The following is a 15,739-nucleotide window of genomic DNA, read 5'->3' as shown; positions in this document are numbered from 1 at the left end:
AGGGGGCTGTTCGGTGCGTGTCGGGCCGGCGGGCGGTGGTGGGGGTCACTGACGGGGCACGGTGGCGTCGCGGGGGGACGGGTGGGGGCCGCGTCGCCGGGCGGCTATTCCGCGTGTGTTGGGACTGCCAACGCCGCGTCGCGGACGTCGGGGAGGGGGTGGGCGCGCAGGGCGCGCAAGGTGGTGCGGGTGGGGGGTGACCAGCCGTCGCGGGTGGCGAGGGCCGCGGTCAGGGCGACCGCGAAGAGGCCGCCCGCGAGGGTGCCGTCGGCGGCGAGCCGGTCGGCGGCGGCCGCGAGGGCGAGGGGGTCGCCGGGGCGGCGGGCGGTGCCGAGCCGCTGGCCCAGCGCCGTGGCCGTACGGGCGGCGAGCACGGGCCGCCCGTCGTGCAGCGCGGCCAGTCGGTCGAGTGCGGCCAGCACCACCGCGGGCTGCGCGTCGAAGTCGAGGGCGTACACCGCGAGGTGGACGCCCTGCGGTACGAAGTCGTCCGCCGCGCAGAGCAGTTCGGCGGCGCGCAGGGCCGCGGCCCTGACGGGCGTGGGGCCGGGCCGCACGACCGTCGTGGTGAGCCGCCCGGCGATGGCGGCGATCCGCTGCCGCGCGGGCCGGTCGCGGCCGGCCGCCGCGTCCAGCCCCTGGGCCGCGGCCCGCGTGTCGGCGGCGCCGAGCAGCCGCAGCGCGTCGAGCAGGATGTCCGCCCCGTCCGCGGAGCGGGTGAGTGCGACGAGCCCGTCGGCGGCGGACCGCCAGGAGGAGCGGTTGCCGAGGTCGACGGTCTTGGCGTGGAGCATTCCGGCGACCCCGGGGTGCCATGGCGCCCAGGGTGCGAGCGCCCCGAGCGCGGCGACGGCGGTCTCCGGGTCGTCGCCGGCGGCGACCCGGAGCACCAACTCGGCGTAACGGGACCGGTCCTGGACCGGGAGTGTGAGCGGCGGGGTGCGCAGCACCGCGGTCCTGCCCACGGCGGGGCCGCCGGCGGCCCGTTCCAGCAGGTCCCACAGTTCGGGCGAGCGCCGCGCCCCGGCGGCGACGGCGACGCACACGGCCTGCACGTCGGGGTGCTGCCCGGGCAGGTCGTAGGCCGCGGCGACCACCGCGGCGGCCTCCCGCACGGGCAGCAACGCGCCCGCGAGCCGCACGAGTTCCTTGCGGCTGGTGACCTTGCCGCCCGGCACTTTCGCAGAGCCGGCACCGGCACCCGTACTTGCACCCGTGTGCGTACGGTCAGCGGTACCCGGGTCCGCAGCGCGACCGGCAGCCGTACCCGTACCGGAGTCCGCAGCGGCACCGGCGTTCGCTGCCGTGGCGGTACCGGCCGCCGCCGGTGAGGCGGCACCGAGAAGGGCGTCCCGCAGGGTCACCGCCAGGTGGGAGGGCCGGGTGCGGGCCGCGGCGCGGGTGGCCGCGTAGAGGGCGACGCGGGCGCGGTCCGTGGCCATGTGGGGGAGCAGCAGGGGGAGGGCGTCGGCGGGCCGGTCGGTGTGGACGAGCGCCCCGAGCGCGGCTTCGGCGAGCACCGTGTCGGGGGAGCCGGCGTAGGCGTGGACGACGGCGACACCGCCTTCGGGGATGCCGGCCGCCGCGCGGATGTGCGCGGCCCTGACGTGCTTGCCGAGCGAGGCGTCCGCGGCGGCGCGGGCCAGCAGCCGTGCTGCCGCGGCCTGTTGGCGTGGCACCCAGCGGTCGGCGTGCTCGACGGGCGGCAGCCAGCTCGCGCCCTGGACGAGGAAGCGGCCGTAGGGCGGGGTGTCGGCGAGGGCCGGGTCGAGCAGGTCGGTGCGGCGCCTGGTGACGACGTCCAGCACGGGGGCGAGGACGAGGGCGGACGGCTCCGCGTCGAGGACCAGGGCCACGCGGTGGTCGCGCGTGGCGGGGTCGTCGAGCCAGAGGCCGACGGCGGTGGAGAAGGTCGCGTTGTTCCCGGACTGCACGGCCTGCCAGAGCAGTTCCTGCAGTTCCGGCATGTGCCGGGCGCGCCGCCCGAGCGACCGGGCGAGCGCGAAGGTCAGCGTGTGGTCGGCCTTGGCCGCACCGGCTTCCAGCCAGGGCCGCAGCGCCTCGAAGACTGCGAATTCCTGGCCTTTGCGAAGGGCCGTGTCCAGCGGCCCGAGCCTGGCCCCGGCCGTGTTCCCGTACAGCCGGGTGAGTGTCCCCAACGCCCAGCCGAGGAGGGCGCGTTCACCGCCGGCGGCGTGCTCGCGCAGGACGGCGACGGCGAGTGCGGACAGCGCCTGCCGGGTGGCGGACGAGCTGTCGCGGGCTTCGACGGCGTCGGTCACGAGGCGTTCGAGCGCCTCGGCGTCGGCCTCGTGCAGCAGCCGGACCGGTGTGAGGGACAGGGCGGTGAGGGCGGGTGCCCTGACCGGGTCCTGCTCGTTGCGCAGCCGCAGCAGGTCGCCGAGCAGCCGGGAGAGCGCGGCGGCCTGGCCGGACCTGGCGGCGTTGCGCACCAGCAGGGGGTACGCCATGGCCCGGTCCTCGGCTGCGGGCCTGCGTGTGGCGGCGAGCAGCCGTTCGCGGGCCTCGTCCGGGGGCAGGTGGGAGACGGCGGCGAGCACGGTGATCCAGGGCGCGCCTTTGTCCGCGGCCTGTTCCGCCATCCGCCGGGCCTCGGTGTGCGCCCGCTCGCGCGGCAGCGCTTCGAGTACGGCGACGTCGACGACGCTGTGGCTGAGGTCGCGTCCCGCGGTGACGGTGTCGTAGAAGGCCTCGCGCCGGGACGGGGGCAGGGCGCGCAGCAGCCGTGCGAGCGGCCCGGCCTGGTGGCCCCAGGCCCGGCCGAGGTCGGTGAACTGCGGTGTGCCGTGCCGGGCGAGCCGGCTCAGCGCGGTGCGCGACACCAGGGTGTGGGAGGTGCCGGTGGTCCTGCCGGGGGCCGTGAGCAGGGCGATCAGCCTGCCGGGTGCGGCCCGCAGCAGCCGGCCTGCGACGGCGTGGAAGAAGTGCGGCAGGGTGGTGGGGCAGTGCGCTTCGAGCAGGTCGAGTACCCGCAGCGGGCGGACGTCGGCGAGGTGGTGGAAGACGTCCGCGTTGGCCTGCCACCAGGCGGCGCGCGTCTGCGCGGGCGATTCGGCGAGCTGCCGGGCGATGTCGTCGGCGACCGCGTCGGGGTGCCGGCGCACCAGGGGCCGCCAGCGGGTGGTGGACCGGTAGAGCTGGGGCAGCAACTCCCCCACGGTGCCGGGGCCGCAGGCGGGCAGCAGCCGCGCGGCCTCCTCGTCGCCCCACAACTCCCGCACCCGCGGCAGGAGTCGCTCGGCGAGCGCGGTGCGCCCTCCGGCGACGACGACCCCGGCTATCTGTGCGCGGACGACGGCGGGCGCGTCGTCCATGGCCCGTTCCAGCGCACTGTCGGCGATCGGCAGCCGCAGTGCCGCCTTGAGCGCGTGGCGGCGGACGACGGCGTCGGGGTCGGCGAGCCGCGCTTCCAGGTGGGCGGTGTCGCCGCCGGCGGACGCGGCGAAGGCGGCGAGCCGCCGGCCGTAGGTGCCGGTGGTCTCCAACCGGTGCAGCAGCGACCGCAGTTCGCCCTCGGCGCGGGGTGCGCGCGCCCAAGCCGCGAGGGTGCGCATTCTGGCGGGGAAGGGCAGCGGGTCGAGGGTCGCGAGGAGCCGGTCGACGGGGACGCGCGGGCCGTGCGGTTCGATGGACACGCCCGCCATTGTGCTGCCGCCGGGACGGGCGGCGGCAGCGGTTTTCGGGGTGGGTGACGGGTGGCGCGAACGACGCGCGTGCCGACCTGCGGAATTGCCGCAGGGGGTGACATTTCGTGCAGCGGCAGTTGCGCGGCGCCTGTGACCTGCCGGGGAGCGGGTGCGGGGCGCGGCTGCGGGCCGCGGCGGGCAGACTTTCGGCCCGCGTCCGGATGCTGGACGCGGGCGGTGGCCCGGGGGCGCGGTCGCCCCCGGGGCGGGGGGCAGGGCCGGGTAGCAGGGATCTGGGCCGGCGGGGCGGGAGCGCGGGCTACGGCGCTGGTTCTGCGGTCTCGGCGGTCTCCTCCGCGGTCGGCCTGGCGACATACGCGGTGATCCGGCCGGCCAGGGTGTCGTACTCGGGCGTGGTCAGGCCGGCGCGGGCCTGCCGCAGGACGGCGTGCACCAGCTGCCAGCGCTCGTCGACCCGGCTCTGCGGGCCGGTGCCAGCGGTGTCCGCGCCGGGTGCGGCGGGGTCGTCTGCGTCGGTCTCGGCGTCCCGCAGGACGGCGGCGGCCTTGCCGCGGCCGGCTTCCTCCAGGTCCTCGGCGGTGACGCCGACGGCTCTGGCCATCCGGGCGAGGGTCTCGTCGGGGCTGCGGACGGGGACTTTGTTGCGGCTCACCACTTGGTAGCCGGACACCAGCTGCCGCCAGCGCGTCTCGCTGATCCCCGACCGTCGGGCGGCCTCGCGCTGCGAGATCCGCGCGGCGGCCAGGGCGCGCTTGAGCAGTTTTCCCTCGGGTGGCGCTTCCGGGCGCTCAGTCATGCGGTGAGCTTCGCACAACTACGCACTCTGCGTCCACTACTACGGGGAATTCTCTGCGGGCAAAACCCGCCTCACCTGCGCTTCTGACTGTTAGTGCGCAGTTAGTATCGCGTAGATTGCGCGTACTACTTGTGTCACGCGCTACTACGCGCTACGTTCTCCTCATGGCACCCCGCACCCGTACCAGGCCGAGCCGGCTCCACCAGGAGCCCGAGGCGGTCACCTGGGCGCGGCAGAAGGCGGGCCTGACCAAGCGCGCACTCGCCGACCAGGTCGGCATCTCCGAGCAGTTGATGGGTGAGATCGAGTCCGGCTGGCGCAGCGCCACCCCGGCCAACCTCATCAAGATCGCCGCCGCGCTGAACTGCCCGCTCGTCGTCCTGGAGCGCAAGCACCCCGCCGCCTCGGCCCCCGCGTCCACCGACTGACGCGGCCGCTTTCCGGCCCAGCGGCCCGCCCTGGCCCTGCCGCCCGGCCCCCGGTCCGCCGCCCGGGTGGAAAAGCGCGCCGTAGGCGGCGGAAGAGGAACGGCGGGCGGTGAACAACTTCCTGCGGGGTTACGTACCACTGGCCGGCAGACGTCCTCCGACGCGCCGGTCGCCCGGCCGGGGCCGACCGGGGGCGCGCTGCCGAAACGCCTTCCCCCCACACAAGGAGTCTCGTCGTGGACACCGACAAGCGGCTCGATGCCGTACGCCCCTACGTCTTATCCCTCTTCCGCATGGTCGTCGGCCTGCTGTTCGCCTCGCACGGGGCGTCCACCGTGCTCGGCGCCTTCGGCGGCCCCGACGGCGGGCAGCCCGCCGTCGGGCACTGGCCCAGCTGGTGGGCCGGACTCATCCAACTGGTCTGCGGAGTCCTGGTCTTCGCCGGCGTCGGCGAGGCCGGCACCCGCGTCGCGGCCCTGCTCGGCTCCGGTTCGATGGCCTACGCCTACTTCACCGTCCACCAGAAGCACGCCCTGTGGCCGATCGAGAACGGCGGCGAGGCGTCGGTGATGTTCTGCTGGAGCCTGCTCCTGGTCACCGTGGCGGGACCGGGCGCCTGGTCGCTGGCCCACCTGGCCAGAAGAGTCCTGCGCGCCTCGGCAAGGCCATCCCCCGACCCGGAACCCGAACTGACCTGACACCGCAGGCAGCGGCGCCCGCGGCGGGTCAGCCGCCGTGGGTGCCGCTGCTGCGGTAGTCGGTGTACGTGTACGGGTTGTCGAGGATCTTCGTCGCCGGGACGTCCGGGTTCATGCCGCGCTGCCAGGCCTCCTCGCCGAGTTCCGAGCGCAGGTGGTCGACGGTGGCCTCGACCGTACGGCGTACGGCGGCCAGGTCGGTGTCCACCAGGCGGCCGTCGCGTTTGACGATGCGGCCGTCGACCAGGACGGTGTGCACGTCGGCGCGCTGGGCCTGGAAGGCGACATGGCCGTGCGGGTTGAGCAGCGGGAAGGACACCGGCGAGTGGTCGTTCCTGATCAGGACCAGGTCGGCCTTCTTGCCGACCTCGACACTGCCGAGGTCCGCCTCGCGGCCGAGCGCCCGGGCGCCGCCGCGGGTGGCCCACTCCACGACCTGGTCGGCGCGCAGCGCCGCGTGCGTGACCGTCCCGCCCGCCGCCTGCGCCTCCAGGTGCTCGCGTGAGCGGTCGGCGCCGAGCGTGGCGCGCATCGCGGAGAACAGGTCGCCGCTCCACCACACCGAGGTGTCCATCGACAGCGAGACCGGTATCCCGTACGAGCGCAGCGCCCAGCTGGGCGGGTAGCCCTGGCCCGCGCTCTGCTCGCTCTCGGTGGACACCGACACCGAGCCGCCCGTGGCGGCGATGCGGTGGTAGGAGTCCGCGGACAGCGAGGCGCCGTGCACGTAGACCGTCTCGGGCGTCATGAAGCCGTTCTCGTGCATCAGCCGGATGCCGTCGTCGCCGGTCGCGCCCCACACGCCCGCGTGCGTGGTGACGGGCAGGCCCAGTTCGCGGGCGGCCTCGAAGGCGGGCTTCTCCGGGAAGGCCGGGTCGCCGGTGACGTCGAAGGCGAGCTGGAAGCCGAGCATGTCGCCGCCGGTCGCGCGGCGGCGCATGAAGTCGCGGAATTCGGCGGTGCCGGTCCACTCGGCGGGCGCGGCCTGGATGTTGCCGTAGGCCAGGACGAAGCGGCCGGGTACGGACTCCAGCGCGTCGGCGGCGGCGTCGGCGTGCTCGGTGGTGCGCAGCCCGTGCGACCAGTCGACGGTGGTGGTCACCCCGGCGTCGAGGGCTTCCACGGCGCCGAGCAGGTTGCCCGCGTGGATGTCCTGCGGGCGGAAGACCCTGCCCCACTCCAGGTAGTACCAGACGAAGTACTGCGTGAGGGTCCAGTCGGCGCCGTAGCCGCGCATCGCGGTCTGCCACAGGTGGCGGTGGGTGTCGATCATGCCGGGCATGACGATGCCGCCCGCCGCGTCGATCTCGACGGTGCCGTCGGGGACGGCGAGCCCCGGGCCGACGGCGGCGATGCGGTCGCCGACGACCAGCACGTCGTGGCCGGCGAGCACCTGCCGGGTGGCGTCGACGGTCAGGACGGTGCCGCCGCGCAGGACGACGGGACGGCCCGTGGGGCCGCCGGTGCCGGCCGCGCCGTCAGTGCCGCTCGTGCCCCGGCTTCCGGTGCCGCCGGTGCTCCCGGTGGTGGGCTGGCTCATCGCCTCACGCTCCTTCGCGTTACGCGTACACTCGTCCGCCCTGCGGACGTGGGGCCACCTTCGCTCAGCGGTCTGGCGCTGTCAATGGACCCGGGCGGCTGCCTCCGCAAGGCTGTCCGGCCCGCGGACAGCGGGCGTTACGCTTCGGGTGAGCCCGGGCCGCGGACGCCGGGGCCGCCGCTCGCGAGGAGGCCGTGTCATGGCGCGTACGGGAACCGGTCCCGACTTCATCGAGGCGCTGGCGCGCGGCCTTGAGGTCATCGCGGCCTTCCGCCCCGGCCGCCCCGCCATGTCGCTGACCGAGGTGGCCGCGGCCACCGGGCTGGCCCGCCCCACCGCCCGCCGCATCCTGCTCACGCTGGAGGAGCTGGGCTACGTGCGCACCGCCGAGCGCGGCTACTCGCTGACCCCGCGGGTGCTCGAACTGGGCGTCGCCTACGTCCAGTCGATGGGCCTGTGGGACGTGGCCAGGCCGCATCTGGAGCGGCTGGTGGAGCGCACCGGCGAGTCCTGCTCGATCGCGCAGCTCGACGGCTCCGACATCGTCTACGTGGCGCGGGTGTCGGTGCCGAAGATCGTCTCGCTCGCGGTGCACGTCGGCACCCGCTTCCCCGCGCTGGCCACCTCGCTGGGCAAGGTGCAGCTGGCGGCGCTGCCACCGGACGAGGTGGACGCGGTGCTGGCCGAGCCGACCCGCTCGGGGCTCACCGCCCGCTGGCAGCCGGCCAGGGGCGAGCGGGACGCGGAGCTGCGGGACGTGCGGGCGCGCGGCTGGGCGCTGACCGACGAGCAGCTGACGCTCGGCATCCGGTCGGTCGCGGCGCCGCTGCGGGACGGCTCGGGCCGGGTGATCGCCGGGGTCAACGTCAACTGCCACGCGGCCGAGACGTCGGTGGAGCACCTGGTCGAGCACCACCTGCCACTGCTGCTCCAGGCGGCGGGCGACATCAGCGCGGACTTCGCCCGGGTGCAGGACGTGCCGCACGTGGGCGCGCGGGCCGTGTCGTAGACCCTTGACCCGGCGCGTCCGGCAGCGGAGACTCGGTCTGGCGGACGAATGTCCGCTGTGCGGACAGCGAAGAGGCGAGGCGCATGGTGGACGACCCGGGGTCCGGCCCGACGGCAGCCGAGGAGGGCCGCCCGCAGGCAGCCGGGCCAGTCGCGGAACCGGGCGCCGGACCGGCCGCCGGGCCGCTGGCCGGCCTGCTGGTCGCCGATTTCTCCCGGGTGCTCGCCGGCCCCTACGCCACCATGCTGCTGGCCGACATGGGCGCCGAGGTCGTCAAGGTCGAGGGTCCGCAGGGCGACGAGACCCGCGGCTGGACGCCCCCGGTCAGGGACGAGGTGTCCACGTACTACCTGGGCGTCAACCGCGGCAAGCGCTCCGTCGCCCTCGACCTGCACGACCCGGCAGACGCTGCCGCGGCCCGCGAACTGGCCCGCCGCGCCGATGTCGTCATCGAGAACTTCAAGCCCGGCGGCCTGGCCAGGTACGGCCTGGACTACGAGGCGGTGGCCGCCGTGAACCCCGGCGCCGTCTACGCCTCGATCAGCGGGTTCGGCACGGGTCCCGGGCGGCACGTCCCCGGCTACGACCTGATGGTGCAGGCCATCTCGGGCCTGATGAGCCTGACCGGCGACCCGGAAGGGCCGCCCTTCCGCGCCGGGATCTCCGTCTTCGACGTGATGGCCGGCAACCATGCGGTGATCGGCATCCTCGCCGCGCTGCGGCACCGCGACGCCACCGGGCAGGGCCAGCACGTCGAGGTCAACCTGCTGTCCTCTGCGCTGACCGGCCTGGTCAACCACAGCTCCGCCTACGCGGCGGGCGGCGTCGTGCCGTACCGCATGGGCAACGCCCACCCGAGCGTCTTCCCCTACGAGCCGCTGCCCACCGCCGACAGCGACCTGATCGTGGCCGCCGCCAACGACGGGCAGTTCGGCCGGCTCTGCGAGGTCCTCGGGCTGCCGGACGTCCCCGCCGACCCGCGGTTCGCGCACAATGCCGACCGCACCGCGCACCGCGAGGAGTTGCGGCCGCTGCTGGTCGAACGGCTCGCCACCCGGGGGGCGGTGGAGTGGTTCGAGGCGCTGACCGCGGTCGGGGTGCCCTGCGGGCCGATCAACACCATCGACGGCGGCTTCGCGATGGCCGAGCGCTTCGGGCTCGACCCGGTCGTGGCGGTCGGCGAGGGCGAGCGGGCGGTGCCCACCACCCGCAACCCGATCCGCTTCTCCGCCACCCCGGTCGGCTACAAGCTGCCGCCGCCCGAACTCGACGAGCACGGCCCGCAGTTGCGCGCCTGGCTCGCGGCACCCGCCGGTGAGCCCGCCCCCGGGTCCGCCGCCGCCCCCACCGAAGGGAAGCCGAACGACCGTGACTGACCTGCCTGTTCCCGCCGGCCCCCCGGTGTACGACACCGCGCTCGGCGCGTCCTCGCTGCACGGCATCACCCTGCTCGGCCACGACCTCGCCGCCGACGTCATGGGCGAGGTCGGCTTCGGCGAACTGGCCTACTGGCTGGCCACCCAGCGCCGCCCGACCCCCGGCCAGACCCGGGTCTTCGAAGCGGTGCTGGCCGCCCTCGCCGACCACGGCTTCACCCCGACCGCCATGGTGACCCGGCTGACGTACCTGTCCGCGCCGGACTCGGTGCAGGGCGCGCTGGCCGCCGGGCTGCTCGGCGGCGGCTCGCGCTTCCTCGGCGTGACCGAGGACTGCGGGCAGTTCCTGCACGAGGTGCTGGCCGCGGTGGACGGGCCGCTGCCCGGCGACGACGCCGGGTGGGACGCGCTCGCGCTGCGTACGGTCCGACAGCGCCGGGAGGCGGGGCTGTTCGTGCCCGGGCTCGGCCACCACGTCCACAAGGAGGGCGACCCGCGCACCCCGCGGCTGATGCAGATCGCCGCCGAGGAGGGCGTGTTCGGGCCGCATCTCGCGCTCTTCGCCGCGATCGGCCGGGTCCACCCGCAGGTGCTCGGCAAGACGCTGCCGCTCAACGGGGCCGGGGTCTGCGGCGCCGCGCTCGCCGACCTCGGGCTGCCGCTGGAACTGCTGCGCGGCTTCGCACTGCTGGCCCGCACCGCCGGGCTCATCGGCCAGCTCGCCGAGGAGCTGCGGCACCCGGTCGCCCGGGACATCCACCTGGCGGTGGACCTCAACAACCGCCCGGTACCGCCCGATCCCTACCTGCCGCCGCTGTTCCCCACCACGCACGAGGAGGGTTGAGATGGCCGAGCTGGTCGCGGTGATCGCATCCACCCACCATCCGTTCTACTACCGGGCCAGCACCGCCACCGGAGCGGACCGCCCGCCCTTCGCCGACGAGTGGGTGCGCAAGATCGAGGCCTTCCGCGCCACGCTGACCAGGGCCAGGCCCGACGTGCTGGTGATGGTCGGCTCCGACCACTTCCACCAGCTGTGGCTGGACAACATGCCGCAGTTCCTGGTCGGCAAGGCGCCCTTCTACGACGCCAACTTCTACAACGAGGAGCGGGAGTTCGGGCTGCCGAAGATGCTGCTCAAGGGCCACGAGGAGCTGTCGGCCCATGTGCTGCGGGCGGGCCTGGACGCCGGCTTCGACCTCGCCTTCTCCAACGAGCTGCGGATCGACCACTCGATCACCTGCCCGATCATCACGCTGCGGCCCGAGGCGGACCTGCCGATCGTGCCGGTCTACACCAACATCTTCGCGCCGCCGCTTCCGCAGCCCAAGCGCTTCGTGCAACTGGGCGCCGCCCTGCGGGAGATCATCGAGTCCTGGCCGTCCGACCAGCGGGTCGCGGTGATCGGCACCGGACACCTGTCGCTGGAGCTGGGCGGGCCGCGGCAGTTCGGGCCGCACGGACCCGACCCGGACTTCGACCGCAGGGCGGTGGCCTGGATAGCCGGCGGCGACATCGAGGAGTGCCTCGCCGAGGTCAGCCTGGAGAGCCTGCACGCCCCGGGCAACGCCACGCACGGCTTCATGGACTTCATGCTGATGATGGGGGTGGCCGGCGAGGGCAGGAAGGCGGACTACGTCGACACCCTCGACCTCTTCCACACCATGGAGGCGTACTTCGCCTGGTACCCGGGCGGCCAGAACGGAGAGCCGGCATGAGCAGGTACCTGCTGGACAAGTTCCTCTACACCGTCGACCGCGACCCCGCCCTCGTCGAGCGCTACCGCGAGGACCCGGCGGGCACCGTGGCGGCCTGGGAGGCCGAGTACGCGCCCCGGCTGCTGAACTGCGTCACCCACGAGGCCACCACCTGGCTCGCCTTCGACGACACCGAACGCGCCGCGCTCGCCGCCCACGACTATCCCAGGCTCTTCGAACTGGGCGCCCACCCCTTCCTGACGCTGACCCTCTTCATCGCGATGTTCGAGCGCGACCACGCGGAACCGCTCGGCTTCCAGCGCGAGTACGCCGAGCGGCTGGCCCATATGACGCTGCCCTACCCGGACATCAGCACCTGACCTACTCCTCGACGGCGACGTGACGGGGTTCGCCCGCGCCCGCCTCCATGGCGTCGTCCAGGTCCACCTCGACGCCGGCCGGCTCCAGCGCGTCACGTACCGCCTGGGCGGCCTTGTCGCCGAGGAAGTGGTGGTGCAGGTCGAGCCAGGACAGGTGGGTCAGCGGCTGCCCGGCCAGCAGCGCCGCCGCGCCCTCGTCGCCGAGCGTCCCCAGCGACAGGTCGAGCGAGGCCAGCCGCGCCACGACCGGCGCTGCGGCGACCGCGCCGGCTATCGCGTCCTGCTCCGCGCTGTTGCGCAGGCCCAGGTGCCGCAGCGCGGGCAGCCGCTCGCCGGCCAGCAGCGGCGCCAGGTCGGCGACGGCGGTGTTGCCGCCGCACTCCGGCACGCCCAGCCACAGCTCCAGGTACTCGAGGGCCGGCAGGTCGCTCGCGCCGAGCGCCCGCACCACGTCGGCGCGCAGGCCCGCCGACTCGACGGCCAGCGTCCGCAGGTGCCCGTGCCGCACGGGCCCGAGCACGAGATCGGCGCCGCCGCGTATCCCCAGCTCCTGCAGGTGCGGGTAGGCGGTCAGCAGCGGCGTCATGTCGCTCTGCCCTATCCAGGACAGCGCCGCCTCCTCCGGGGCCAGGTCGCCGACGAAGACCGCGAGCAGCCCGGTCAGCTGCTCGCGCGCCTCGACCAGCAGCCGTACGGCCTCGCGCGAGTCCTCCGCCGCGGCGTCGCCCCACGCGCCGACGACCAGGGCGCGTACCCCTGCCGGGTCCACCGCCGTCAGGAAGCTCTGCCAGAGCTTTTCGTACGCGTCCGGCCCGTCCGTATCGTCCTCGGAGTCCTCGGCGTAGGCGTCGAGGCTCAGCCGCCACGCGACCGTACCGGCCGCGGGGAGCGGGTCTCCGGAGCCGGTGAAGTCGTGGACGGGCAGGCCGTGCAGTTCGTCGAGGTGTGCTACGGCGGGCTGCTCTACGGCGGACATGGCGGGGTCTCCTGACGCGGGCGGCACGGTGCTCGGCAACAGGTTTTCTACCAGCGAGGCCCCGCCCGGGTGGGGCGGGGCCTCGCTCTGGTTGCGGCAGATGCCGGATCAGGTCAGTGCAGGACGACCGGCACCGAGTCCTGCTCGGAGGACGAGGCGGACTCGGCGTCCGCGTCGTCGCTGGAGGCGACCTTGACCGTCCCGGGCCGGCCCGAGTTGATGAAGGTCAGCGCGATCAGTGCGGCGATCGCCTCGATGCCGACCGCCCACCAGATCGCGTGGGTGTAGCCGTGCACCAGGCCCTGCGCCTGCAGCAGCTTCGCGCCGCCGGCGCCCGCCGCGTGGCCGGCCAGGTAGGTGGTGGTCGCGGACGCGGCGATCGTGTTCAGCAGCGCCGTGCCGATCGCACCGCCCACCTGCTGCGAGGTGTTGACCATCGCGGAGGCGACACCCGCGTCACGCGGCTGCACCCCGGTGGTGGCCAGCGACATCGCCGGCATGAAGGCCGTACCCATGCCCAGGCCCAGCAGGACCAGGCCCGGCAGGATCACGCCGGGGTAGGACGAGCCGACCTCAAGACGGGTCAGCAGCAGCATCGCGATGCCGGCGACCGCGAACCCGGGCGCCATCAGCGCGCGGGCCGGCAGCCGGTTGACCAGCCGGGCACCGATCTGCGTGGAGCCGACGACGAAGGCCGCGACCATCGGCAGGAAGCCCAGACCGGTCCTGATCGCCGAGTAGCCCTGGACGACCTGCAGGTAGTAGGTCAGGAAGAGGAACACGCCGAACATGCCGATGATGGCCAGGCCCAGCGAGAGGTAGGCGCCGCCGCGGTTGCGGTCGGTGACCACACGCATCGGCAGCAGCGGCGTGCGGACCCGGGACTCGACGATCGCGAAGGTCGCCAGCAGCACACCGGACGCGACGAACAGGCCGATGGTGGACGCGGCCGACCAGCCGGCCGTCTCCGCGCGGGTGAAGCCGTAGACCAGCGAGACCAGGCCCAGCGTCGACAGCAGCACACCGGGGATGTCCAGCGGGTTGCGGTTGCGGCCGCCCTCCGGCTCACGGATGACGAAGTAGGCGCCCAGCGCGGCGATCACCGCGAAGGGGATGTTGGCGAAGAAGGTCCAGCGCCAGTTCAGGTACTCGGTCAGCACGCCGCCGAGCAGCAGCCCGACCGCGCCGCCACCGCCGGCGATGGCGCCGAAGATACCGAAGGCCTTTGCCCGCTCCTTGGCGTCGGTGAAGGTCGTCGCCAGCAGCGACAGGGCCGAGGGCGCGAGCAGCGCGCCGAAGGCGCCCTGTGCGGCACGCGAGCTGAGCAGCATCGCCTCGTTGCCCGCGAACCCGCCGATCGCCGAGGCGAGGGCGAAGCCGGTCAGGCCGGTGACGAAGGCGCGTTTTCTGCCCCACTTGTCGGCGATACGGCCGCCGAAGAGCAGCAGACCGCCGAAGGCGAGGGCGTAGGCCGTGATGACCCACTGCTTGTTCGCGTCGGAGATGCCGAGGTCGTGCTGGGCGCTCGGCAGCGCGATGTTCACGATGGTCGCGTCGAGCACGACCATCAGCTGGGCGATGGAGATGAAGGCCAGCGCTTTCCAGCGCCGGGGATCGGGAAGCGCCGTTCGGGCGGTTTCAGACATGGAGGTATCCAGTTCGGTACGCGTGTGCAAATGGGGCAGGTACGTGCTTTACGGGGTGCGCTTCGTCGCGTCGCCCTGGTACGGGGTCCTCAGTCCGTCGAGGAAGAGCTGGAGGTGTCGGTGCAGGTCACTTCCCGTGCAGTCGATGCCGGGCAGGGGGCGGGTGAGTCGGGAGATGGCGACCAGCAGGTCGTTGAGGGTCACGTCAGGCCGCAGCCTGCCGTCCCTCCTGGCCCGGTCCATCAGCTCTTCGAGCGCGGACTCCAGGCGGGCGGTCTGCTGGGCGATCTCGACGGAGCGGCTGTCGTCACCGTTGACGAGCAGCCCGCACATGGCGCCGACGTTGTCGTCGACCGCCGCGTGGGCGAAGCGGCCGAGCGCGGTGCAGGGGTCGCCCCCCGCGGCCACGACCGCGGCCTCCTGCTCGGCGCGGTCCGCTGTGCGGGTCACGACCGAGAGCAGCACGGCGTGCACCAGGGCCCGGCGGTCGGCGAAGTGCCGGTAGAGCGTGGCATTGCCGATGCCCGCCCGGCGGGCGATCTCGTCCAGTGGGGCGTCCGGGCCGAACTCGACGAACATGTCCCGGGCCGCGGCCACGATGCGCTCCCGGTTCCGCACTGCGTCAGCGCGGGTCCGGGGCACCCGGACCGAAGCGGCAACCTCACTCGCGACGGTGGTCACAGCGGTCACTCCTCTCCAAGCCCGGCACGGTTACCGGGGATCGAGTCCCCGGTTATTCATTCACGTGCATGTAACGGGGACAGAGTCCCCGGATATTTCACGGGCTCGATGTGACCTGTGTCACACACTTTCTCGGGGGTGCGGCAGCGCGTGCAGCGACTCCGCTCCGACCGGGCGGAAACCCGCCGCCTGGAAGGCCCGCAGGCTGCGGGCGTTGCCCGCCGCGACCTGCGCCCAGACCGGGTCGGTGACCAGGTGGCGGGCCGCGGCGGCCAGCGCGCGGCCCAGGCCCCGGTGCCGCGCGGCCTCCTCGACCTCGACCGCCGCCTCCCAGCGCCCGCCGACGCCCCGCCCGAGAACCAGCAGCCCGCCGTCCGCGGCCCACACCCGTACGCCGTCCCGCCGCCCGAGCGCCCGCACCACCCGCGGATGGCCGGGGTCCTCGATCTCCCGCAGCGCCACCGGGGGCGGGCCGCCCAGCGGCGCCGCGACCGACAGCACGTCGATCGTGTCGGTGCGCCGCCCCGACCTTTCCAGCAGCGCGGCCAGGAAACGCGGGTTCATGGCCGCGGCCAGCGGGTCGCACCTCGCCGCGGCCAGCTGCGCCCGCACCCACGCGGGGTCCTCGCCGGTGAAGACCACCGAGTGCGCGGTGAAGGCGATCACCCCCGCGTCCCGCGCCCCGTCCCGGCCCCCGTCCGGCCCCACGACGGTGACCCCGCCGTCCGCCTCGGGGAAGACCCCGCGGCCCGCCGCTTCCACGATCCTCGCCAGCTCGCTCCCCATGCGCCGCATGCTAACCAGGGTCAGGGCCAGGGCCAGGGCCAGGATCGGCCGGATCGGC

Annotated in this window: 14 protein-coding genes; 7 read left to right on the top strand and 7 right to left on the bottom strand. The window is 74.3% G+C overall.

The window, feature by feature from the left end; all coding sequences use genetic code 11:
• Window positions 1-104: 104 nt before the first annotated feature.
• Together JT723_RS05290 and JT723_RS05285 are read right to left on the bottom strand one after the other, a co-directional pair.
• Entirely contained in the window at window positions 105-3,656 is a 3,552-nt protein-coding gene (locus JT723_RS05290) for a hypothetical protein (RefSeq protein ID WP_205043211.1), read from the bottom strand.
• Between the two features lie 310 nt (window positions 3,657-3,966).
• Window positions 3,967-4,464 (bottom strand): helix-turn-helix domain-containing protein, encoded by a 498-nt coding sequence (locus JT723_RS05285; RefSeq protein ID WP_205043210.1) that lies wholly within the window; start codon window positions 4,462-4,464, stop codon window positions 3,967-3,969.
• A 164-nt stretch (window positions 4,465-4,628) separates the two neighbouring features.
• Here JT723_RS05285 and JT723_RS05280 point away from each other — a divergent pair, with 164 nt between their 5' ends.
• On the top strand, window positions 4,629-4,892 hold the full coding sequence (locus JT723_RS05280; protein WP_205043208.1) for a helix-turn-helix domain-containing protein: 264 nt from the start codon (window positions 4,629-4,631) through the stop codon (window positions 4,890-4,892).
• 236 nt (window positions 4,893-5,128) lie between these two features.
• Window positions 5,129-5,590 (top strand): DoxX family protein, encoded by a 462-nt coding sequence (locus JT723_RS05275; RefSeq protein ID WP_265934429.1) that lies wholly within the window; start codon window positions 5,129-5,131, stop codon window positions 5,588-5,590.
• Window positions 5,591-5,618: 28 nt separating this feature from the next.
• Here JT723_RS05275 and JT723_RS05270 read toward each other — a convergent pair whose 3' ends face one another.
• The gene (locus tag JT723_RS05270; protein ID WP_205043207.1) at window positions 5,619-7,130 is read right to left on the bottom strand and encodes an amidohydrolase family protein; all 1,512 of its coding nucleotides are present in this window, start codon (window positions 7,128-7,130) and stop codon (window positions 5,619-5,621) included.
• A gap of 199 nt (window positions 7,131-7,329) precedes the next feature.
• Here JT723_RS05270 and JT723_RS05265 point away from each other — a divergent pair, with 199 nt between their 5' ends.
• From JT723_RS05265 to JT723_RS05245, 5 genes are all read left to right on the top strand, one after another.
• Window positions 7,330-8,139 (top strand): IclR family transcriptional regulator domain-containing protein, encoded by an 810-nt coding sequence (locus tag JT723_RS05265; RefSeq protein WP_205043205.1) that lies wholly within the window; start codon window positions 7,330-7,332, stop codon window positions 8,137-8,139.
• Window positions 8,140-8,222: 83 nt separating this feature from the next.
• On the top strand, window positions 8,223-9,515 hold the full coding sequence (locus tag JT723_RS05260; protein ID WP_205043203.1) for a CaiB/BaiF CoA transferase family protein: 1,293 nt from the start codon (window positions 8,223-8,225) through the stop codon (window positions 9,513-9,515).
• A complete protein-coding gene (locus JT723_RS05255; RefSeq protein WP_205043201.1) occupies window positions 9,508-10,359 on the top strand; it encodes a citryl-CoA lyase in 852 nt (283 codons plus the stop codon). The genes JT723_RS05260 and JT723_RS05255 overlap by 8 nt, the downstream gene beginning before the upstream one ends.
• A gap of 1 nt (window position 10,360) precedes the next feature.
• The gene (locus tag JT723_RS05250; RefSeq protein WP_205043199.1) at window positions 10,361-11,233 is read left to right on the top strand and encodes a DODA-type extradiol aromatic ring-opening family dioxygenase; all 873 of its coding nucleotides are present in this window, start codon (window positions 10,361-10,363) and stop codon (window positions 11,231-11,233) included.
• Entirely contained in the window at window positions 11,230-11,592 is a 363-nt protein-coding gene (locus JT723_RS05245) for a hypothetical protein (protein ID WP_205043197.1), read from the top strand. The genes JT723_RS05250 and JT723_RS05245 overlap by 4 nt, the downstream gene beginning before the upstream one ends.
• Before the next feature lies 1 nt (window position 11,593).
• Here JT723_RS05245 and JT723_RS05240 read toward each other — a convergent pair whose 3' ends face one another.
• From JT723_RS05240 to JT723_RS05225, 4 genes are all read right to left on the bottom strand, one after another.
• Window positions 11,594-12,568 carry an STM4015 family protein gene (locus tag JT723_RS05240; protein WP_205043195.1) on the bottom strand — a complete coding sequence of 325 codons (975 nt, stop codon included), beginning with the start codon at window positions 12,566-12,568 and terminating at the stop codon, window positions 11,594-11,596.
• Between the two features lie 113 nt (window positions 12,569-12,681).
• A complete protein-coding gene (locus JT723_RS05235) occupies window positions 12,682-14,214 on the bottom strand; it encodes an MFS transporter (RefSeq protein WP_205043192.1) in 1,533 nt (510 codons plus the stop codon).
• A 48-nt stretch (window positions 14,215-14,262) separates the two neighbouring features.
• Window positions 14,263-14,895, bottom strand: coding sequence for a TetR/AcrR family transcriptional regulator (locus tag JT723_RS05230; RefSeq protein ID WP_251513080.1), 633 nt, complete (start codon window positions 14,893-14,895; stop codon window positions 14,263-14,265).
• 120 nt (window positions 14,896-15,015) lie between these two features.
• The gene (locus JT723_RS05225; RefSeq protein WP_205043188.1) at window positions 15,016-15,681 is read right to left on the bottom strand and encodes a GNAT family N-acetyltransferase; all 666 of its coding nucleotides are present in this window, start codon (window positions 15,679-15,681) and stop codon (window positions 15,016-15,018) included.
• Between the last annotated feature and the right edge of the window lie 58 nt (window positions 15,682-15,739).

It is taken from the genome of Actinacidiphila bryophytorum (assembly GCF_016916835.1).
Lineage (GTDB): Bacteria > Actinomycetota > Actinomycetes > Streptomycetales > Streptomycetaceae > Actinacidiphila > Actinacidiphila bryophytorum.
Note: the sequence above shows the minus strand (reverse complement) of the source record. Positions and strands in the feature narration are given on the sequence as shown.